This is a genomic window from Bradyrhizobium sp. Ec3.3 (assembly GCF_000472925.1).
Lineage (GTDB): Bacteria > Pseudomonadota > Alphaproteobacteria > Rhizobiales > Xanthobacteraceae > Bradyrhizobium.
On record NZ_AXAS01000002.1, the window covers coordinates 316,373 to 337,666 of the forward strand.

Below are 21,294 nucleotides of genomic sequence, written 5' to 3' on the forward strand. Positions count from 1 at the left end.
TCCGGCGTCGATTGCCCCTTCCACGCGGGAAACGAAACCTTGGCCCTCGACCGAAAAGATCTCGCCATCCTCGCGGAACTCACCACTAATGCGCGAGCCAGTCACACCGAGCTCGCCAACAAGGTCGGCCTGTCGAGTACGGCGCTGGCGCGACGGCAGAAGGCGCTGGAGGATGACGGCTATATCCACGGCTACCAGGCCGCGCTCGATCTCGGGCAATTCGGCCTCACCACGACAGTGCTGGTGCGGATCGCGCTGGAGAGCCAGAGCGACGAGGCGCTGAAGGCCTTCGAGGCCGAGGTGGTGAAATGCCCCTCCGTCGTGCGCTGCTTCCTGATGTCGGGCACCGACGACTACATTTTGATCGTGCTCGCGCGCGACATCCAGGATTTCGAGCGCATCCACCGCACCGAGCTGTCGCGCCTGCCTCGTGTCGCCCGGGTCCAATCGAGCTTCGCCCTACGCGAAGTCGTCAACCGCGCCGTGCCGACCGTGGTCTTCGGCGAGATAAAGCGCTGATTGCGCCATTGCTCCAGTCGCGTCGTCGTACCGCGTCGCGCCCAGCGACTTCCTTCGTGTTCGCCACGGATGTCACGATTGGGCTACGGGTACTCTCGTTAGAGATAAACATCTTACGTGAACTGGTTCACAGATGGACGGGTCAGATCGCGATACGCTAACTCAGGTTCTCGGCCGACGTGCGCCAGTGCGGTCAGCATGTTCGAGAATGCGTCTGACATCGACACGCACCGCTCTGTCACACGTATCGTGTTTCACAATGCCGGATCTATGAGCCTGTCTGAATGGGGTTCGATGGCATGCTGTACGGCCGCGAGCCTGCGGGTGCTTTCCAATAATCCAAGAACGACCAAGCGCTTCACTTTACGCAATTCAGAAGATTGATCGGAGAACAAACTACACGACAAACTAATTGGAGGAACCAATGGTGAAGAGAGCGATAACGCTAGGCGGCGGCGGTCCGGCAGCGGGGCTGCACATCGGGGTTCTGGAAGCTCTTGCCAACGCAGATATCAAGTTTGACGTGTGGGCTTTGTCCTGCATCGGCGCTTGGGTCGGGATCGTCTATAATCAGTTTGATGGAGTTAAGAATACAGATAGGGCGGAAAAGACCTATCAGTTCTTCAAGAACGGCGTGTTCCGAGACGACGAAGGCTACAAGCACTTTCCCATAAACACGGTGTTCGGTCCGGATTGGGAAAGTATCGGCAGGGCAATGACCAGCTTCGTCACAGATCCCAAAACCTATAAGGATTTATGGGACCCACGAGCGATGGCGAGTGCCGTCGGGGAGTCCATGTCGTTCTGGTGCGCTCAACACCCTGAAGCAGACGGCCGGAATAAGTTCGCGATGCCGGACGAAGGCGACATAAACAGATGGATCCTCAATCAGGTGCTGGCACCCAATCCTTTCGTTCGCTACGCCACCTCCATGATGTATCTGTCCCATGTCACCGGCCTCTCCAGGATCAACTATCCAAAAAGCCAGTTCATGAAGAGCATAAATTTCGAGGAGCTGAACAAGCCCGAAAAGCCCCTGATATTTCATAACGCTTGGAATCTTGACGATCACAGGCTCGCGTTGTTTTCCAACCGTCCGATGACCCAGCAGGACAAGGACAAGGAGTACAGGGTTCCGATCAGCGCGTCGAGCTTGTGTGCATGTTCAGCCCTTCCCTTCATCGAGGAAACGGTGAAGATCGATGGCGCTACTTACTGCGAGGGAGCGCTGGTCGACACGGTCAACTTTGAGAGTTTGATCCAGGAGCACCGCAAGCAAGGCGAGGAGCTGGACGAAATATGGGTGAGCCGAATCGTCGATTCGAAGCAAGTCCGCAAACCGAAAGACCTTCACGATGCCCTGGCAAATCTCTGCCAATTGTTCGCGGCGACCGTTGGCGAAGATGACGTCAGGCTCTTCAAATACCACGTGCGGTTCGACGGAAAAAAGGAGGATCGGTGGCAAGGCACCATCGTGGAGATTCACGTACCGGGGCACATCAGTTTCAAATGGAATCACAGCAACCTGGACGCTGGGCGCAAGTTGGGGAAAGCCGCTGCGGAACAAGCGATCGACGCATACAAGGTACATCAAAACGGTACGCCGCCTCCCGGGCCGCACTTCATAAACGAGAATCCGGCGAAGGACCACAAGGATGGGTGGCAAGGGGTGCAAAATACCTATCGAGAATGTCAACAGCAATTGGATGCATGACGCCAGATAGAGCGGCTTTGCGACCGACGTGCTGAGCAAGGCCACCACACCCGTAGTCCAAGCAGAATTACCGCAGCCGGTCGAGCAACGTCTTTGCTTGCCTTAGATCCTGCGTTTCAAGTCCCTCGCTGAACCCGGCGTAGATGGGGGCGAGCAGGTCAAGCGCCTCCTCGCGCCTGCCCTGATCGATCCACAAGGCGGCAAGGTCTACTGCAACTCGAATTTCGAGGGCCTTGGCGTGTTGGCTTCTTGCAATCGTCAAACCATGATCGAGGATCGATTGCGCCTCGGCGCCGGCCTGCGGAACGCCATGGAGGAGCAACGCGCGCGCCTTCAGTCGGTAGAGCTCGGCCTCAAATATCCGTTCGCTGTTGCGGCTGGTTGTAGCGAGGCCCTGTTCGATCAGCTCCAGCGTAGCTTCGTATTGATGGCTCGACAACAGGGCCGGACTCAGGAGCACGTATAGTGCAGTGATGCCGAGCTGATAGCCCGCGCTGCGATATTCGTTCATCGCAGTCCGGATTTCCGCGAGCGCAGCGGACGACGGATCAAGAAAGCTGGCACTTATCCCCCGGACGGCGCGCGCCAATCCTCGCCATTGCCGGAATCCGTGCTCCTCTGACAAGGCGAGACAGCGTTCGGCATAGCGGTGCGTGGCGAGGAACTCGCCCCGCAGAGCGTGGAGAATGGACGCATAGTAACATGCATAGGCCTGCGAATGCGGATGACTGGTGTCGTCGGCACGCTGAATGGCGGCATTGAGACGTGCAACTGCGGTATCGGCGCGGCCCAGCAGCCAGAGCGCCCATGACATCAGGGCAAGGTCGGCCACGCCCGCGTCCTGGCCGGCGGCACGCGCCGCCAATCTGTCCTGCTCGCTGCTCGCCTCGAATGCTTCGTAGGCCCGTTCGATCACGTCGTGGGCGCCCGTGAGATGTCCCATGAAAAGGCGAATCATTCCTTGCCCGCGCATCGCGTTGAGCAACGTTGGTCGATCGCCGCGGGCCATCGCGAGATCGAGCAGCGCTGAGATCATTTCCTCGGCGACCGGCAACTCACCACGAATGACGCTCGCAGTGGTCAACCAAAACATGATTTGTAGTTGCTCGGGCGGATCTCCGAGGCGCTGGCACAGTTCGCGCGCGCGAGCGAAGGTCGCCACCGCATGTGGCGAGGCCGGCCCCTCGGTAGCGATCAGGCACGGTCCCAGCGCGAATTGGAAATCGAGCTCCCGTCTGTCCCTCTGTGCGCTGTCGGCCAAATGGGTCGAGACCTCGATGCCTTTCCGCAAGTGTGCGATGGCTTCGAGGTTGGCGGAGCGCATGGCCGCCTTCTTGCCCGCCTGAAGCCAATATCCTCCTGCCTTTTCGAACAGTCCCGCCTCCGTAAGGTGGAGTGCGAGAGTCTCGGGTTGTGTCTCCACAATTTCCGGGAACCGTTCTTCGAAGACGCCTGCTATGGTGGCATGCAGCGCTGCGCGTCGGCTCTTCAGAAGCCCCGCTTCGGCCGCGTCCCGCACGAGCGCATGCTTGAAGGTATAGACCGCACGAGGTATCTCGCCCCGGCAGAATATCAATTCCGCCCGAACCAACGTGGCAAGCGCCTCCTCAAGCCTTTGTGTTGGCAGCCCGGCAACAGCGCTCAGCAGTTCGTAAGAGAACTCGCGTCCTACGACTGCGCCGATCTGAGCCACGTCCTTCACTGGGGCCAATCGGTCGAGTCTGGCCATCAGCGATGCGTTCAATGTCGTTGGAATCGCCATCGAGGGTAGCGGACGGCTGAGCATGTAGTGGTCGTCCCGCTCCTGCAACAGCCCGGTTTCGAGCACGGCCTTCGTCAGTTCCTCGACGAACAGTGGCACACCGTCGGTACGGGCGAGGATCTGGTCCATGACCTCCTCCGGGAGCGTCTTGCCGGCAGTGATGCGCTCGACCAATGCCGCCCCGTTGCGCCGATTCAGTCGTGTGAGCGAAACCGTCGTCACGTGCGCATGACCAGGCCATGGCGGCGTAAACTCTGGTCTCGCGGTGATGAGCAGCAGCACTCGAAGTCGCGGCACTCTCTCCAGTGTAACCGTAAGCAGCTCCAGCGAGGTCGGGTCCGCCCAATGGGCATCCTCGAAGATGAGGAACACTGGCTGCCGCGCCGCCAATGCCTCGAGCTGAGCCAAGAACGCCGCCAGCGTCATTTCCTTGCGTTTCTGCGGACTCAGTTCGGGCAGGCGATAGCGGTCACTGATCGGCAGCGACAGAAGGTTGGCCAGAGCCGGCACCACGCGGTCTACGTCAGCGCCAGACCGCAAGAGCAGAGCTTCAAGCTTGGCGAACTTTTCCGTCGGAGTCTCGCCTCGCTCGAATCGGGTGGCACGCTCGAGGTTGGCGATTAGTGGATACAGCGCACTGTTGGTGTGGTGCGCCGAGCAGAAATGGCGCACCGTGATGTGTGGTTCGGCCCGGAGTCGCTCTTGAAGCGCCAGCGCGATGTGCGACTTACCAATACCTGGCTCTCCAGTTAGAACCACCACGCAGCCTTCGCCTGACGCGGCATGCTGCCAGCGCCGCAACAGCATCTCGATCTCCTCGTTACGCCCAATGAGCGGTGTCAATCGAGTCTTGCGTTGCGCCTCGAAACGGCTTTCCACACCGCTTATCCCGAGCACCTGCCAGGCCGGTATCGGCTCCGCCCAACCCTTGAGCGCGATAGAGCCGAGATCGCCGTATTCGAAGTATCCGGCGGTGAGCTGGTGCGTACTCTCGGAAATCAGCACCATACCGGGCTCGGCGAACTGCTGCAGGCGAGCAGCCAGGTTCGGTGTTTCCCCAATGACCGCCTGCTCCTTGGCGGAGCCTTCGCCGGTCAGATCGCCCACGACTACCATGCCGGTGGCGATCCCAACGCGGACCTGTAGCTTGGCGCCGAAATCTATCCGGAGGTTGGCTACGGCATCGACCAGCGCCAACCCCGCGCGTGTCGCCTGCTCGGCATCGTCCTCGTGCGCCTGGGGGTAGCCGAAATAGGCAAGCACGCCATCCCCCATGTACCGCGCGATGATGCCCTCATTCCGCGCGACGATCTCCGCGATGCAGTCGTGATAGGCGCCGATTACCGAGCGTAAGTCCTCTGGATCCAGTCGGGCAGCAAGCGCCGACGAGTCCACCAGATCGCAAAACATGACCGTGAGTTGGCGCCGCTCGGCGCTGTCCCGCGGCGCTGGTTTGGCGCTCCTTTGGGCCGATACAAGGACTTCACCCTTAAGTTCTGCAATCGCGCGCAGAATCTTTCGCCGGTGACCAAGCAGGACGCCGAGGTCCTTGAGGTCCTGCTCTGTGAGATCGCTGACGACCGAGAGGTCGATCGCGTGCTCGGCGAAACGCTGGGCGTACTCTCCCAAACCAATCGATGCTAGCCACTCTGCAATACCGGTCATGGCATACCTACGGCCTGTGCGATACGATGCTAATGCGCCAGCAGGACAGGCAAATCCGCGTGCTCCATGACATGGCTGGTGGCACCGCCGAATATCATTTGCCGCAACCTGTTGCGGGTGAAGGCTCCCTTTATCAGGAGATCGCAGCCCTGAGCTCTGGCCGCATCGAGGACCGCCTCGCCGGTGTTGCGATCTCCCAGTTCAACGCTCACCAGTTTGGCGGGAATGTCATTGTACTGCAATTGGCGAACTATCTGGTCCGCGGATGGGCCTGCCACGTCCTGTCCGCCAATCACCCTCAGCAACGTAACCCTTTCGGCCAAACGAAGCAGCGGCATCGCAAATGCGTTTGCACGAGCCTGTTCGGTACTCCCGTTCCAGTGGATCACGATGTTTGTCGCAATGCTTCTCGGCACGTCTGGTGGTGCCAGCAGGACAGGCCTGCCACTCTCGAACAGCGCAGACTCAATGACGCGGCGGTGAGGGCCGGCGGCATCCACGTCGGACCGCGGCATTACGATGATGTCGAAAGCACGTCCATAACTTCCGACAAAATCCTCACCTTCAGGTGCATTATCGAACCAGTCGAAGCATGGCCGATTCGAGCTTGCGGTCGCCTTCGGAACCTCGTGCTTCAACATGAACGCCTCGAATGAACGACGCAGTTCGGCGATCTCCTCCTCACTCCTCTCATGGTACGAATCCAAGGAGAGGCCGGTAGCCAACTCTGCGACGACATATTGAGGTATGCTGAACCGGAGCGGAAAACCTTCGACATAGGCGCCAGTCCGTTGCGCCAGTCGTACCGCGACCTCGAGCGCGGATGTCATCATCGCCATGTTGTAGGTCGGTACTAGAATCGTTTTCATTCTCAACCCCCATGCTGGACACAAATCTCAGATGCGGCGCTGCTCATCTCCCAATGCAGTGACTTCCGAATGCTAGCTGTTGCCGAGGCAGACCGTTGGTGAGGCGCCAGCCATCCAGCACCCGGCGGCTTCTCGACCTCCATTTGGCGCCGCCTCACTTTATGATAGTATTGCCTGACGCGCCATTCGATGTCAGGCTGGCAAATAACGTCGTCTCTCCAACGGCGATCGCCACCTGCGTCCTTTCATCGTTCACTGGCAATCAAGAACGCACCGGGTGGCATCGCGACGGTCTTCTGCATCGTCGCGGAGTCTCAGTTTGACCACTACAAGAAGCGGTTGGCTGCTCGCTGCTCCGCTCTGAGAAGAGGCGCGAAAGCAACCATTGCTGATCGTCCAGTTGGGCCGGACGCAATCATTGTGATCGCTCCTGGCCCCTCGGGCACATCACCGCGTCGGCTGCGAAGACGCTCCAAAGGACGCCCCGTGCCGCCAACCTCATGTCCGCTGGAAAGCCACGCGTCGCCTGCCCCTACAAACAGAGACGTCGGCAGCGGCCTCCCATCAGGGACGACGCTGTCATCGAACTGTCATCGAATATGCCGAGAGCTGTTGGCTTCGCTATTCGGGACCCACCATGGACTATTTCAAGCGCTTCAACTTCCTGTTCGCCGCCCCGGTGTTCGATGCCGACGACCTCGAGGGCATCCGCTTCAACCAGATCATCGAGGAGATCCAGCGCTCCGGCTTCGAGGTCGTGAGGGCCCGCAAGCTCGAGGATGCCGAGATCGCCGTGCAGACAGACGCCGCCATCGGCTGCATGGTGGTCGACTGGGGCAAGAAGGGGCTGGAGGGCAAGACCGCCGCCCTGATCAACCTGATGCGTCGCCGCGGTCTCGACTTCCCGATCATCCTCCTGATCCGCCGCAAGCGCTTCGAGGACCTGCCGGTCGAGGTGCTCGACTTTATCGACGGCTACGTCTTCCTGTCCGAGGAGACCCCGCCCTTCATCGCCAAGAACCTGATCAGCCGGCTCAAGCAATATGCGGAAACGCTGAAGACGCCGTTCTTCGGCGCGCTGGTCGACTATGCCGAGGAAGGCAACCAGCTCTGGACCTGCCCCGGCCACAATGGCGGCATGTTCTATAGCCGCAGCCCGATCGGCCGTGTCTTCGTCGAGCATCTCGGCGAGTCCGTATTTCGCGACGACCTCGACAATTCCGTGCTCGATCTCGGCGATCTCCTCACCCACGAAGGACCGGCGCTGAAAGCGCAGAAGGAAGCCGCCCAAATCTTCGGTGCGGAAAAGACCTATTTCGTGCTCAACGGCACCTCGACCTCCAACAAGGTTGCACTCGGCGCACTCGTCACCGACGGTGACCTCGTGCTGTTCGATCGGAACAACCACAAGGCTGCCCATCACGGCGCGCTGATGATCAATGGCGGCATCCCTGTCTACGTGCCGACCATCCGCAATGCCTGGGGCCTGATCGGCCCGATGCGCTGGGAGGAACTCGACGAGAAGGCCTTGCGCGAGGCGATCCGCAATCATCCGCTGGTCAGCGATCGCGACGCCTGGCGCAGGGAACGGCCGTTCCGCGTCGCCGTCGTCGAACAATGCACCTATGACGGCACGATCCACAGCGCCGAGATGATCTTGAAGCGCATCGGCCACCTCTGCGACTACATCCTGTTCGACGAGGCCTGGGCCGGCTTCATGAAGTTTCATCCGCTCTATGCCGGGCGTTTTGCCATGGGTCTGTCGGGCCTCACGCCAGACGCACCCGGCATCATCGCGACGCAGTCGACCCACAAGCAGCTCGCGAGCTTCTCGCAGGCGTCCCAGATCCACATCAGGGACCGCCATATCCGCGGCCAGAAGCGGCGCGTCGAGCACCGCCGCTTCAACGAAAGCTTTATGCAGCACGCCTCGACTTCGCCGTTCTATCCGCTGTTCGCCTCCCTCGACGTCGGCGCGCAGATGATGAAGGGCCGCTCGGGCGAGGTGCTGTGGGACGACACGATCCGCCTCGGCATCGAACTGCGCAAGAAGATCCGCGCCATGCGCCGCGAGTTCGAGGAGAAAGAGCAGAACGTCGAGCGGCGCTGGTTCTTCGAGCCGTTCGTCCCCGATCGCGTTGCCATTCCGGATGTGAGCCGGCCGGGCGCCGCGCATAACGTCGCCTGGGAGACGCTCTCGACCGACGAGCTTGCCACCAATCCCGCGCTTTGGCAGCTCGGTCCCGACAGCACCTGGCATGGCTTCCCCGGCATGACCGAGGGCTTTGCCATGACCGACCCGAACAAGCTGACGCTGCTGACGCCAGGGTTCGATCGCGCCACCGGCACCTATGCCGAACACGGCATCCCCGCCCCCGTCGTCGCGCAATACTTGCGCGAGAATCGCATCGTTGCCGAGAAGAACGACCTCAACTCCCTGCTCTTCCTGCTGACGCCGGGCGTCGAGGCTAGCAAGGCTGGCACGCTGATCTCGGGGCTCGTCGCGTTCAAGAAGCTGCACGACGACAATACGCTGCTCGCGGACGCCATCCCCGAATTCTATCAACGACGGCAGGCGCGCTATGCCGGCGTGCGGCTGCGCGACCTCTGTGCGGAGATGCACCGCTTCTTCCGCAAGGCCGACGTCAGTGCGCTCCAGGCGCGTCAGTTCCTGCCTGAGCACCTCCCGGAGATCGCGCTGTCGCCGCGCGACGCCGCGCGCTGCCTGATCCGCAACGATGTCGACTATCTGCCGATCGAGGCCATCGCCGGCCGCATCGCGACGACGCCTTTCGTGGTCTATCCTCCCGGTATCGCCACCATCGTGCCCGGCGAGCGGCTCACGGAACGCGCGAAACCCATGATCGATTATCTCAAGATGTTCGAAACCTGCTTCAACACGTTTCCAGGCTTCGACGTCGAAATCCAGGGTGTCTACAAGGAGGTCGACGCCGCCGGCCGTATCGGGCTCTATACCTACGTGGTGGCCGAGTAGCATGAACGAAACCAGTGCAATGCGCACGAACGATGAGCCGGTCCTGGTCCGGCCCTCGCGCGACAGCGACGTCGAGGCGATGCTGGCGATCTACCGCCATCACGTCCGCCACGGCGTGGCGAAGGACGTCGAGGGCACCGGCGCGCCCGAGCCCGACGATCTGCGCGACCGGCGCAAGAATCTGCGGCAGACGCGCCTCCCCCACCTGGTCGCGACCTGGCGCGGCGAGGTGATCGGCTATGCCTATGCCGTGCTGTTTCGCAAGCGCCCGGCCTATCGCTACACCGCCAAGCACTCGATCTACGTCCATCACGACCATCTCGGCCGCGGTGTCGGACGCCTGCTGCTTCAGGAGTTGGTCGACGCTTGCGCCGCGGCCGGCTTCCGCCAGATGATCGGCTATATCGACGCCGACAATGCGCCTTCACTGGCGCTGCACGAAAAATTCGGCTTTGCCCGGGTCGGGTTGTTGTGCGGGGTCGCCTACCGCCATGGCCGCTGGTCCGATACCGTCATGGTGCAGCGATCGCTCGGCGCCGGCGCGACTGCGGCGCCGCCTGCGTCCATCCTCAGCCGCTGAACGCGCCGGACCTCCGCCTCAGGACGGAAAATCGGCTGCCTTCACATGAATACGATCCGCATGCAGGGACCAGTGATGTAACGCCTGGTCCTTGCAGAATTTCAGCTTGGCCTGCTCGGTCGCTTCGCGTTCACAGGAAGCGTCGATTTCCAGGGTTCCCTGGCAGACCTCACTCTGCCGGCCGTACTCACCGAGCACGTCCTTCATGAACCTGACGACATAGCGTGACATGGGACCTCCTGCTGCCCCGGCAGCACTCTAATCCTAATTACCCCGAAAGGGGTAAGGAGATTTTGAGAAGGATCAAACTGAGGCCGCTTCCCGGACCCAATCCCGATCCGTCAGCCGCCGCGCCTTATCGTCGCGTGACCCCAAACGTCTTCCGGAAGCGCTCGGCGTAATGCGGCCGGGCACGCATCTGGACCTCGTCGGCGGCTACACGCCACAAACCCGCAAGGTTGATGACGAGGCAGCAAAGATATCGCGTGCGTTCGTGGACCGGCGGGAATCCGCCTTTCACGGCGTTGGTGACATCCTGCAACCGATCGCGAGCGGCGCGATCAGCGAGAAAGACGTCCTCGGAGATCTCTGCGATCTCGCCAGCGGTCGCGTGCAAGGACGCACCTCACCGTCCGACATCACCTTCTTCGGAACGCGGGCGGCGGCCATCTCGACCTCATGACTTGCGAGGCCGCGTTCCAGCAGCTCGGCGCAAAGCTGGGGTAGAGGCCCTACCCCGGCGTCGCGCCGGTGGAGGCGGACGAGCGAAGGCTGGCAAGACAGGCCGACATCACCCGTCACGTGTCGATGTCGAGGAGCGACTCTGTCGTTTCCGAGTAGGCCTGAATGACCTTCGCATTGGCAATGAAGCTGTATTTTGCGGTCGTCAACTCGACGAATTCCCCGGCGAGATCGACATTCGGCGCTGCGACCAGACCATCATGGTTTGCGAAGGGAGCGCCTGGGTCGGATTGGGCGGTGAAGCTCGGCGACACCGTCGATACGGTCGCAACCGTACCGCCCGGCATCGAGCCGCTCGATTGGGCAACCTGATCGACTCGCAATGGCACATAAGCCGCGGGAAAAGTCGGAGCAATGCCCGAGCTGCCCGCACCGGCCGACGTGCTCGATCCGCCCGACGCGGGTAACGGGCCGGTCGTGTTAACATTGGCGATGTTGCTCGCGGCCACGCTTACGCGCAAACTCGCCGCAGAAAGTCCGGATGTCGCAATCGAAGGTATGCTCATGAACCCTGATCTACAGGACAAGTCATACGCGTTCATTCACGCCATCGGTAAAATCCGCCGCTTTCTGTTCTCATCCTCGTAACCAACGATCGGAGCGCAATCAGACTTCGCGCGCCCTACCCCGGCGTCACGCCAAAAGCCTGCTTGAAGCGCTCGGCGTAGCGCAGCCAGACCTCGGGGTTGATGATGCGGGGCGGCCGCTTGCCGTCGAGCGCATCGAGGACCTGCTCGGCGGCGATGCGTCCCATGTTCTGGCGGGCCTCCCGGGTCACGCCCGCGGTATGCGGGCTCGCCAGCACGTTGTCGAACTGAAGGAGCGGATGCTCCGGCGGCGGCGGCTCCTTGGACCAGACGTCGAGGCCGGCGCCGGCGATGCGCTGGTCGCGCAGGGCCTGGAGTAGCGCGCCCTCGTCATGGATGAATCCGCGCGCAGTGGTGACGAAATAGGCGAGCGGCTGCATCAGCGAAAATTCGCGGACGCCAATCATGCCGCGGCTCTCCTTGGTCAGCGGACAGGAGATCGAGACGAAGTCGGACCGGCGCAGAAGTTCGTCGAGCTCGACCTTCTCCCCGCCCCGCGCGGCCATCTCGCCTGCAGAAAGATAGGGATCGTAAGCCAGGACCTTCATGCCCAGCAGGGTGTTGCAGAGCGCGGCGATGCGGCGGCCGACATTGCCGAGCCCGACGATGCCGATTGTCTTGCCCCCGACCTCGTTGCCGATGAGATCGTTGCGGTTGACGTCGCGCTCGCGCCGCAGACGGCGATCCGACTGGATGATGCGCTTCGACAGGGTGAGCATCATCGCGAGCGCGTGTTCAGCCACCGAATGGGCGTTGCCGCCGGACTGGTTGACGACAAGCACGCCCGCCGCCGTGCAGGCCTCGACATCGACCGGATCGAAGCCGGCGCCGTTGGAGGAGACGATCAGCAGGTTCGGCGCGCGTTTCAGCAGCCCGGCCTGGGCATGGAAATGGGGAGCGAGCTCGTCGCGCGCGGCGCCGATCTGATAGACATGCGCGGCCTCCAGAATCGGCGCGTAGAATTCTTCCGGGCTTTCATTCTCGATGCGATCGAGCCGGACGTCACTCCGCGCCTTCAGGACGTCGACATAGATCGGATGTGCGAGATATTTGACGTAGAAGACGCGCTTGGTGTTGACAGGCATCGACAGGCTTCCGGCTCCTGAAAAGGAGGCACGCGGGGCCGGCGCCGCTTTGCGCCCGCTCCGGCCATCCTCCCGCAGTTCTCGTTGTGACTGGTTATGACATGGCGGTGCCGGCCACGGCAGCGCACCGGGCGCAGACCACCGTGGCAGCCCGGACATGTTGACAATCCCACCCAGCGCGTCAAGTTCGAGACCAAGGCGCCTATGAAGCGGCACCACGCATAGACCAAAAAGATGTCGCGGAAGGGAGGACGAGATGACGATCGTGGAGCAGCAGACCCCGCCCCAGATGTCTCCCACCGAACCAAGCTGGCACAGTATCGTGCTGCAAACCCTGAAGCGGAACGAGGTCAGCCTGGTGCCTTACGTGCCCGATCGGGTGCTGACGCCGCTGATCAAGGCCCTGCACGCCGACCCCTTCTTCACGACCTTTGCGACCGCGCGCGAGGAGGAAGCCGTCGGCATCGTCTCCGGCGCCTGGATGGGCGGACGACGGGGCGCCGTACTGATGCAGACCTCGGGCTTTGCCACGCTGGCCAATGTGCTGGCCTCGCTTGCGGTGCCCTATCAGATCCCGCTGATCATGTTCGTGTCCGAGCGCGGCACGCTCGGCGAGTTCAACTACGGCCAGGCGCTGGTCTGCCGCACCATGCGCCCGGTGCTGGACTCGCTCGCGCTCGAGCATCACACCATTACCCGGCTCGACGAGCTCGAGTTCATCGCCGACCGCTCGATCAAGCAGGCCGTCACCACACAGGCGCCGGTGGCGCTGATCCTCAATCCGCTGCTCACCGGCGGCAAGGTCTTTGACAAGTGAGCGCCGCGATGAACAGCAGCACCAGCAACACCAAGGTGATGAACCGCTTCGACGTCACCTCGCGCCTGATCGCAAGGCTCAACAACGAGGAGGCCGTGATAGGCGGCATCGGCAACACCAATTTCGATCTCTGGGCCGCCGGGCACCGCCCGCAAAACTTCTACATGCTGGGCAGCATGGGACTCGCTTTCCCGATCGCGCTCGGGGTCGCGCTGGCGCAGCCCGACCGCCGCGTCATTGCTCTGGAGGGCGACGGCTCGCTGTTGATGCAGCTCGGCGCCCTGTCGACGATCGCGACCTTGAGGCCGAAGAATCTCACCATGATCGTGATGGACAACGGCATCTACCAGATCACCGGTGCGCAGCCGACGCCGGCCGCAGGCGTGGCCGATGTCGTGGCAATCGCGACCGGTTCGGGTCTCGCCAACAGCGCCTGGGCCGCGGACGAGGAGGATTTCGAGCGGCTGGTCGAGGGTTCGCTGACGGCCACGGAACCGAGCCTCATTGCGGTGCGCATCGACGACAAGCCCGGCGTCGGCACCACGCGCCGCGATCCCGTACAAATCCGCGAGCGCTTCATGCACGGCCTCGGCGTACGGCAGCCACTCTGAATACGTGCAGGCCCCGCGAAACAATCTCCCGCGGGGCCTCAGCTTCTGGTTACGCTGATCAGTCGATGATCCTGATGACCTTGCGGGTCCGCGGCTCGACGATGACGCGGCGATCGTTGACGACCGCATAGTCGTATTCCCTGTAATTCGGCACCGGGTGCAACACCACGGTCGGCGGCAGCGGCTCACCGACCACCACGCGCTCATGCACCACGACGGACGGCTCGGAGCGAGGCACCGCACCGATCACCGCGTTCGGAATTTCGAGGCCGGCGCCAACGGCCGCGCCGACGGTGCCGCCCACCATCGCGCCCACCGGACCACCAATCACGCCCCCGGCCCGCGCGCCGTTCGCGGCGCCCTCGGCTGTGGTCGACTGGGCAAAGGCTGCGCTGGACGCCAGCAGCGAAGCGGCAGCCAACGAAATCGCAAGACGGGTCTTCATGTCCTCTCTCCAGATTGTTTGTTCGTGCACGATCAACCGCTGGGTCCCGGTGATAGTTCCGAGTTCCCAAGCGGCGGCAACGAGCCTCAATCCGAAGAAGTGTTACTGCGTAACAGTTTTACGCAGTGGCGATCTCGTGACCCGCCATCAACTCGAGTGCACGCACCATCGCCGAATGATCCCACGCCTTGCCACCGTGCGCGGTGCAGGCCGAGAACAATTGCTGCGCCACTGCCGTGCTCGGCAGCGAGAGCCCGAGCGCTCGCGCGCCATCGAGTGCGAGGTTGAGATCCTTCTGGTGCAGCTCGATACGGAAGCCCGGATCGAAATTGCGCTTCACCATGCGCTCGCCATGAACCTCGAGGATCCGCGACGAGGCGAAGCCGCCCATCAGCGCCTGCCGCACCAGCGCAGGATCGGCGCCGGCCTTCGAGGCGAACAGCAGGGCCTCGCTCACCGCCTCGATCGTCAGCGCGACGATGATCTGGTTCGCAACCTTCGTGGTCTGGCCGTCGCCATTGGCGCCGACGCGGGTGACGTTCTTGCCCATCTTGTCGAAGACGCTCTTCATGGTGTTGAAGGCGCGCTCCGGACCGCCGATCATGATGGTGAGGCTCGCCGCCTTGGCGCCGACCTCGCCGCCCGACACCGGCGCGTCGAGATAATCGGCGCCGAGCGCCTCGATCCTTTTGGCAAACTCCTTCGTTGCCAGCGGCGAGATCGAGCTCATGTCGACCACAATCTTGCCCTTGGAGATGCCGCTCGCGACGCCGTCCTTGCCGAACAGCACGGCCTCCACATGCGGCGTATCCGGCACCATGATGATGACGGCATCCGCCTCCTCCGCGACCTCCTTCGCCGATTTGCAGGCGACGCCGCCAGCGGCGATCAGCTCCGGCGCAATCGGTGCGACGTCGTGCAGGAAGAGACGATGGCCCGCCGCAAGGAGATGGCCGGCCATCGGCCGTCCCATGGTGCCAAGTCCGATAAAGCCGATGTCGATCATGGTGTGACTTTCTCTCAGTTGCGTTTGCGAAATTTCATCCGCGCGCTCGGTGCACCTCTCCCGCCTGCGGGAGAGGTCGGCGCGCAGCGCCGGGTGAGGGCTCTTTCCGTGTTGGGATTCCTTCCGCACATCTCAACGAATCTTATCGTGGAGACACCCTCACCCCAGCCCTCTCCCGCAAGCGGGAGAGGGAGCGCATCGTCGCTGTGGCTACGTTCTAGGTCTCGAAAGTTTGCGCCGCGTGCCAGGAAAGGCCTTCCAGCGTCGTGGTGCGCGGCTTGTATTCGCAGCCGATCCAGCCGCGAAAGCCGATCGCGTCGAGATGGCGGAACAGGAAGGGATAGTTGATCTCGCCCGTGCCCGGCTCGTGGCGGCCGGGATTGTCGGCAAGCTGGATATGCGAGATGCGGTCGAGATATTTCTGCATGGTGCGGGCGAGGTCGCCCTCCATGATCTGCATGTGATAGATGTCGTACTGGATGAACAGGTTGCCCGAACGCACCTCGGAGATGAGCTGTACTGCCTGCTCGGTGCCGTTGAGGAAGAAGCCGGGAATGTCGAGGGTGTTGATAGGTTCGATCAGCAGCTCGATATTCTCACGCGCCAACGCCGCGGCAGCGAAACGCAGGTTTCCGACCAGCGTCTCGTTCAACTCGCGCGGATCGGCATCCGCCGGCGCAATGCCGACGAGGCAGTTGAGCCGGTCGCAGTCGAGCGCCTTGGCAAAGTCGATGGCGCGGAACACGCCGTCGCGGAATTCGGCGACGCGATCGGGAAGGATCGCGATGCCGCGTTCGCCGCCCGCCCAATTTCCGGCAGGCAGATTGTGCAGCACCTGGGTTAGTCCGTGAGCCTCGAGCTGCTCGCGCAGTAGCGCCTTGTCGAAATCGTAGGGGAAGAGATATTCGACCCCGCTGAAGCCTGCCGCTTTTGCCGCGGCAAAGCGGTCGACAAACGGCATCTCGTTGAAGAGCATGGTGAGATTGGCGGCAAATTTCGGCACGATGCTGTCCTCCCTATTCCGCCGGCTGCAGCACGCCCGGGCGCGTGATCTCGACCTCGTCGAGCGGCAGATCAAGCACTTCCTCGAACTCGACGATATTGTCGATCTCGGTGCCCATCGCGATGTTGGTGACGCGTTCGAGGATGAACTCGACCACCACGGGGACGCGGTGCTTCGCCATCAACTCGCGCGCGGTCGCGAAGGCGGCCTGCGCGTCCTTCGGATCTGTGACGCGGATCGCCTTGCAGCCAAGGCCTTCAGCGACCGCAACGTGGTCGACGCCATAGACGCCGAGCTCGGGGGCGTTGATGTTCTCGAAGGAGAGCTGGACGTGATAGTCCATATCGAAGCCGCGCTGCGCCTGGCGGATCAGGCCGAGATAGGAATTGTTCACGACGACGTGGATGTAGGGCAAATTGAACTGCGCGCCGACCGCGAGCTCCTCGATCAGGAACTGGAAGTCGTAGTCGCCCGAGAGCGCGACGATGTCGCGATCCGGACATGCTGCCCTCACGCCGAGCGCGGCCGGCAGTGTCCAGCCGAGCGGCCCCGCCTGCCCCGCATTGATCCAGTTGCGCGGCTTGTAGACGCCCAGAAACTGCGCACCGGCGATCTGCGACAGGCCGATGACGGTGACATAGCAGGTGTCGCGGCCAAAAGCCTTGGTCATCTCCTCGTAGACGCGCTGCGGTTTGATCGGCACGTTATCGAAATGGCTCTTGCGCAGCATCGAACGCTTGCGATCGCGGCAGGTCGCGGGCCACGCCTGGCGCTCGCGCAACCTGCCTGTCCGCCGCCACTCCCTGGCGACGGTGACGAACAACTCCAGCGCGGCCTTCGCATCCGAGACGATGCCGAGATCAGGATTGAAGACGCGCCCGATCTGCGTCGGCTCGATGTCGACATGCACGAATTTGCGGCCCTTGGTGTAGGTCTCGATCGAGCCGGTGTGCCGGTTGGCCCAGCGATTGCCGATGCCAAGCACGAAGTCGGATTCGAGCATGGTGGCATTGCCGTAGCGATGGCTGGTCTGCAGGCCGACCATGCCGGCCATCAGCACGTGATCGTCGGGGATCGCGCCCCACCCCATCAGCGTCGGGACGACAGGCACGTTCACGGTCTCGGCGAATTCGACGAGCAGGTCGGACGCATCGGCGTTGATGATACCGCCACCCGCCACGATCAGCGGCCGTTCGGCGGCGTTGAGCATCTCCAGCGCTTTCTCGACCTGCTTGCGCGTCGCGGTCGGTTTGTAGACCGGCAGCGGCTCATAGGTCTCGTCGTCGAACTCGATCTCGGCGAGCTGCACGTCGAGCGGCATATCGATCAGCACCGGCCCCGGCCGCCCCGAGCGCATCACGTGAAAGGCCTGGCTGAACACCCGCGGCACCAGCGCGGGCTCGCGCACGGTGACTGCCCATTTGGTCACGGGCTTGGCGATGGATTCGATATCGACCGCCTGAAAGTCCTCCTTGTAGAGCCGCGCGCGTGGCGCCTGCCCAGTGATGCAGAGGATCGGAATGGAATCGGCGATCGCCGAATAGAGCCCGGTGATCATGTCGGTGCCGGCCGGTCCCGACGTGCCGATGCAGACGCCGATATTGCCGGCCTTGGCCCGCGTATAGCCTTCCGCCATGTGTGAGGCGCCCTCGACATGGCGCGCCAGGATGTGGCGGATCGAACCCCGCTTCTTCAGCGCCGAATAAAGCGGATTGATCGCGGCCCCGGGAACGCCGAAGGCGGTCGAGATGCCTTCCTTCTCCAGAATTCGCACGGCTGCATCGACGGCTCGCATCTTCGCCATATCGGACCTCGCTCGGTTGCGTCACTTCGAGCGTGATCATCGATCGCAAGAGGCGCCCTCTCAACGAGATCGATTTTATTTTCCACGATGCGGTAGCCGCAAAAAAATCTGCGGCGGTCTCAATCGGTTAGGTCAACAGACGCGTGAAAGCGGCTACTCGAACAAGGGCGCGAGCTCCATCTGCGGCACCAGCACGAGGCCCTTGTCGGTGATGCGAATTTCCGGAATGACCGATAGCGGAATCAAATTGAAGCCCATGTAGGGGATGGTGCAGCCAGCCTCCGCCCATTCTTCCTTCAGGGCCCGCACCTCCTCGGCCACCTCCGTGATCCGCTTGTCCGAAAGCAGCCCTGCGATCGGCAGCGGAACCAGCGCCCTCACCTTGCCATCAGCGACTACGCAGACGCCGCCTTGTTGCTGCTTGATGGCTGATATCGCCACCTGCATGTCGGCTTCGTTGGTTCCGGCGACGATGATGTTGTGGCTGTCATGCCCGACGCTGGAGGCCACCGCACCGCGCTTGAGCCCAAAGTCATTCAAGAGGCCATAGGCGACGTTGCCGGCCGATTTGCCATGGCGCTCGACCACCGACACGAAGCAGAGGCCGTGCCGCGCAAACAGCGTCGGCCAATCCTTCGCCGGCTCGATTCTGACCTTCTCGTGGATCAGCGTGATGCCGGGAAGCGCGGTCTTGATCGCATTGACGGTGCAAGCCTTCGCCGGAAGCTCCGGCGTCAGCTTGAGCTGTTCCGGCAGCTTCACGGTCGCGTAAGCCGCCTTTGGATATTGATAGCGCTGCGACAGCGCCTGGTCGAGGAGCTCTGTGATCTTGCCCTTCTCGACCACCAGCTCGCCGCCATACCAGGTGCATTGCGGCTTCAGATTGTCATCCATCAGCACGAGATCGGCGCGGCGGCCGCCGCCGAGGCCGCCGATTTCGCCCTCCATGTTGAAGCGCGTCGCGCCATGCAGCGAGCCCATCGACCAGGCCTGCTCCGGTGACATTCCGGCCTTCACCGCCTCGCGCACCACCCAGTCCAGGCCAAACAGGAAGAGATCGTCGGCGTCGCGGTCATCGGTGCACACCGCCGTGCGCTTGTGGGAGGCCCCGAGCTCGGTGATGGTGCGGATCGCCTGCGGTAGCGAGTGCCAGGGCGTGGTCGGAGGCCCGCCGCGCAGGAAGACCCAGACGCCGGCATCAAGGAGATCGTCGGCAATATCGCGATCAATTGCTTCGTGGGTATCGGTGACGCCGGATGCCGCATACGCCGCGACGAATTCGCGGCCATAGACATGACCGGACACCGGACGCCCGCGCTTGAGCGCGGCGGCCAGAATCGCATGGCTACGCTCGTCGCCCATTGTCACCGGCACGAAATCCATCTTCTCACCGAGCGCCACCGCTTCCGGCCAGCGGTCGAACAGGCCGGCGATCTTGTCGGGGGTGAGATCGCCGCCCGCAGTTTCCAATTCGGCTGATGTTGCCGGCACCGTCGAGGGCACCGTCAGGAAGATCGACAGCGGCGCCTCGCGCGCGTCCTGAAGCATCGCCTCGACACCGGCGACATCCATGACATTGCCGATCTCATGGCTGTCGCAGAAGATCGTGGTGGTGCCATTGAGCAGCGCCGCTTCCGCATAGGCGCAGGCCGTCACCATCGAGGATTCGATGTGGATATGCGGATCGACGAGGCCCGGCGCGATGATGCCGGCGGCAGCGTCATAGACGGCCACGCCGCTCCAGGCCTTCTTGGCCATGCCCGCCGGCTTCACCGCCGCGATCCGGCCGCCCGTGATCCAGACCTCGCGGTCCGGGTGGACGCGCTCTGAATAGGTCGACAGCACCCGCGCCCCCGTGATGACGAGGTCAGGCGCAACGCGCCCGGAGGCGACGTCGGCAAGGCGGCGGGTCATGCTGTGCAGCGGCGCGACGGCAAAGCGGGTCAGTTTGGGCATCAGGACTCTCGCGGGGCGTGGTTGGCCAAGCGATGGTTGCGCCCTCGGCCAGAAGGGGCAACTCAAATAAAACGGCACCGCTGCTTACGCGTTGGGCACGCTGCCGGCCAACCGTTCAGGCCTTCTCCGCAGCCGCGGGCACAACGCCACCAAGCGCCGCGGTGAGTTCCGCTGCCACCTCCCGGACCACGCGGCCGATCTCGGGCAGCCGGCCGTCGGTGATACGGCTGGTCATGCCGGAGACAGAGATCGCGGCGAGTGGCTCGGCGAGCGCATTGTAGACCACAGCGGCTACGCATCTGAGGCCAATCTGCGCCTCCTCATCGTCCACCGCAAAACCTTGCTCGCGGATCGTCGCAAGTTCCTTGAAAAGATCGCTCGGCCGCACGATTGACTTCTCCGTCAAGCGGGGCATGCCGTGATGCCGGATGACCGCGCCGACATCCTCGTCCGAATAGGTCGCCAGCACCGCTTTGCCGACGCCTGAGGTCACCATCGCGACGCGGCCGCCGACCTTGGTCAGCGAGCGCATGATCTCGCGGCTCTCCATGCGAGTCAGCACGATGATGAATTCGTCGTCGACGACGGCGAGGTTGGCGGTCTCGCGGGTGAGATCGCGTAGCTTGCGAAGGTAGGGAATGGCCTGCGCCGTGAAATTGCGCCGCCGCGCGAAGCTGGCACCGACGGTAAAACTGCGCACGCCGACGTGCCATTTGGATTCGGCGCGATCGAACTGCACGAAGCGGCGGCTTTCCAGCGTCGCGAGCAGGCGGTGCACGGTCGAGGCCGACAGCCCGGTGCGGACGGCGAGATCGCTCAGGCGATAGCCTTCGTCGTCCTCGGCCAGCGTTTCGATGATCGACAGCGCGCGGTCGACGGATTGCACGCCGCCGTCGCGCGCTTCGTTATCCGCCTCTCCCGGCGGTCTTGGCTCGAGCGATTTGCGCCGGATGACGTTCTTGCTCATCGCGACCTGCCGCCTCTTGGTTCGTCATTCCGGGATGGTCCGAAGGACCAGACCCGGAATCTCGAGATTCCGGGCTCGATGCTTGGCATCGCCCCGGAATGACGCACGTCACTTGCGCTTAGTCAGAATGCCGCTCCGGAAACTTCCGAAGCGGCATCTCTTGTTCCT

At 62.7% G+C, this 21,294-nt stretch carries 19 protein-coding genes; 8 read left to right on the forward strand and 11 right to left on the reverse strand.

Annotated features, from left to right (window positions below):
• Positions 1-39 precede the first annotated feature (39 nt).
• Complete coding sequence (locus YUU_RS0103965) at positions 40-519, forward strand: Lrp/AsnC family transcriptional regulator (protein WP_027521198.1); 480 nt, start codon at positions 40-42, stop codon at positions 517-519.
• A 424-nt stretch (positions 520-943) separates the two neighbouring features.
• Positions 944-2,233: a patatin-like phospholipase family protein gene (locus YUU_RS0103970; RefSeq protein ID WP_035661138.1), complete on the forward strand. Its 1,290-nt coding sequence runs from the start codon at positions 944-946 to the stop codon at positions 2,231-2,233.
• 67 nt (positions 2,234-2,300) lie between these two features.
• Here the strand turns inward: YUU_RS0103970 and YUU_RS0103975 are convergent, their stop codons facing one another.
• Together YUU_RS0103975 and YUU_RS0103980 are read right to left on the reverse strand one after the other, a co-directional pair.
• Positions 2,301-5,660, reverse strand: coding sequence for an AAA family ATPase (locus YUU_RS0103975; RefSeq protein ID WP_027521200.1), 3,360 nt, complete (start codon positions 5,658-5,660; stop codon positions 2,301-2,303).
• A 29-nt stretch (positions 5,661-5,689) separates the two neighbouring features.
• Positions 5,690-6,529 carry a universal stress protein gene (locus YUU_RS0103980; RefSeq protein WP_027521201.1) on the reverse strand — a complete coding sequence of 280 codons (840 nt, stop codon included), beginning with the start codon at positions 6,527-6,529 and terminating at the stop codon, positions 5,690-5,692.
• A gap of 637 nt (positions 6,530-7,166) precedes the next feature.
• On the opposite strand from YUU_RS0103980, the gene YUU_RS0103985 reads away from it, so the two are divergent.
• Both YUU_RS0103985 and YUU_RS0103990 read left to right on the forward strand, forming a co-directional pair.
• Positions 7,167-9,524: an Orn/Lys/Arg decarboxylase N-terminal domain-containing protein gene (locus YUU_RS0103985; RefSeq protein WP_027521202.1), complete on the forward strand. Its 2,358-nt coding sequence runs from the start codon at positions 7,167-7,169 to the stop codon at positions 9,522-9,524.
• A 1-nt stretch (position 9,525) separates the two neighbouring features.
• On the forward strand, positions 9,526-10,104 hold the full coding sequence (locus tag YUU_RS0103990; RefSeq protein ID WP_027521203.1) for a GNAT family N-acetyltransferase: 579 nt from the start codon (positions 9,526-9,528) through the stop codon (positions 10,102-10,104).
• An 18-nt stretch (positions 10,105-10,122) separates the two neighbouring features.
• On the opposite strand, the gene YUU_RS0103995 is transcribed toward YUU_RS0103990, so the two are convergent.
• Entirely contained in the window at positions 10,123-10,335 is a 213-nt protein-coding gene (locus tag YUU_RS0103995; RefSeq protein WP_027521204.1) for a hypothetical protein, read from the reverse strand.
• Between the two features lie 169 nt (positions 10,336-10,504).
• On the opposite strand from YUU_RS0103995, the gene YUU_RS0104000 reads away from it, so the two are divergent.
• Positions 10,505-10,786: a hypothetical protein gene (locus tag YUU_RS0104000; RefSeq protein WP_027521205.1), complete on the forward strand. Its 282-nt coding sequence runs from the start codon at positions 10,505-10,507 to the stop codon at positions 10,784-10,786.
• A gap of 115 nt (positions 10,787-10,901) precedes the next feature.
• Here YUU_RS0104000 and YUU_RS0104005 read toward each other — a convergent pair whose 3' ends face one another.
• Entirely contained in the window at positions 10,902-11,306 is a 405-nt protein-coding gene (locus YUU_RS0104005; RefSeq protein ID WP_245287950.1) for a flagellar basal body rod protein FlgC, read from the reverse strand.
• Here YUU_RS0104005 and YUU_RS61020 point away from each other — a divergent pair.
• Complete coding sequence (locus tag YUU_RS61020) at positions 11,200-11,433, forward strand: hypothetical protein (protein ID WP_245287953.1); 234 nt, start codon at positions 11,200-11,202, stop codon at positions 11,431-11,433. The two genes, YUU_RS0104005 and YUU_RS61020, sit on opposite strands and share 107 nt — an antisense overlap.
• 34 nt (positions 11,434-11,467) lie before the next feature.
• Here the strand turns inward: YUU_RS61020 and YUU_RS0104010 are convergent, their stop codons facing one another.
• Entirely contained in the window at positions 11,468-12,517 is a 1,050-nt protein-coding gene (locus YUU_RS0104010) for a hydroxyacid dehydrogenase (RefSeq protein ID WP_027521207.1), read from the reverse strand.
• A gap of 256 nt (positions 12,518-12,773) precedes the next feature.
• Here YUU_RS0104010 and YUU_RS0104015 point away from each other — a divergent pair, with 256 nt between their 5' ends.
• Together YUU_RS0104015 and YUU_RS0104020 are read left to right on the forward strand one after the other, a co-directional pair.
• Positions 12,774-13,334 carry a thiamine pyrophosphate-binding protein gene (locus YUU_RS0104015; RefSeq protein ID WP_027521208.1) on the forward strand — a complete coding sequence of 187 codons (561 nt, stop codon included), beginning with the start codon at positions 12,774-12,776 and terminating at the stop codon, positions 13,332-13,334.
• An 8-nt stretch (positions 13,335-13,342) separates the two neighbouring features.
• The gene (locus YUU_RS0104020; protein ID WP_027521209.1) at positions 13,343-13,945 is read left to right on the forward strand and encodes a thiamine pyrophosphate-dependent enzyme; all 603 of its coding nucleotides are present in this window, start codon (positions 13,343-13,345) and stop codon (positions 13,943-13,945) included.
• 58 nt (positions 13,946-14,003) lie between these two features.
• On the opposite strand, the gene YUU_RS0104025 is transcribed toward YUU_RS0104020, so the two are convergent.
• From YUU_RS0104025 to YUU_RS0104050, 6 genes are all read right to left on the reverse strand, one after another.
• Complete coding sequence (locus YUU_RS0104025) at positions 14,004-14,390, reverse strand: DUF1236 domain-containing protein (RefSeq protein WP_027521210.1); 387 nt, start codon at positions 14,388-14,390, stop codon at positions 14,004-14,006.
• A gap of 118 nt (positions 14,391-14,508) precedes the next feature.
• Positions 14,509-15,396: a 2-hydroxy-3-oxopropionate reductase gene (locus YUU_RS0104030; protein ID WP_027521211.1), complete on the reverse strand. Its 888-nt coding sequence runs from the start codon at positions 15,394-15,396 to the stop codon at positions 14,509-14,511.
• Positions 15,397-15,613: 217 nt separating this feature from the next.
• Positions 15,614-16,399 (reverse strand): hydroxypyruvate isomerase, encoded by a 786-nt coding sequence (gene hyi, locus YUU_RS0104035; protein ID WP_027521212.1) that lies wholly within the window; start codon positions 16,397-16,399, stop codon positions 15,614-15,616.
• Positions 16,400-16,412: 13 nt separating this feature from the next.
• Positions 16,413-18,203, reverse strand: coding sequence for a glyoxylate carboligase (gene gcl / locus YUU_RS0104040; RefSeq protein ID WP_027521213.1), 1,791 nt, complete (start codon positions 18,201-18,203; stop codon positions 16,413-16,415).
• A 153-nt stretch (positions 18,204-18,356) separates the two neighbouring features.
• Positions 18,357-20,159 (reverse strand): adenine deaminase, encoded by a 1,803-nt coding sequence (locus YUU_RS0104045; RefSeq protein WP_027521214.1) that lies wholly within the window; start codon positions 20,157-20,159, stop codon positions 18,357-18,359.
• Positions 20,160-20,274: 115 nt separating this feature from the next.
• Positions 20,275-21,126 (reverse strand): IclR family transcriptional regulator, encoded by an 852-nt coding sequence (locus YUU_RS0104050; RefSeq protein ID WP_027521215.1) that lies wholly within the window; start codon positions 21,124-21,126, stop codon positions 20,275-20,277.
• Between the last annotated feature and the right edge of the window lie 168 nt (positions 21,127-21,294).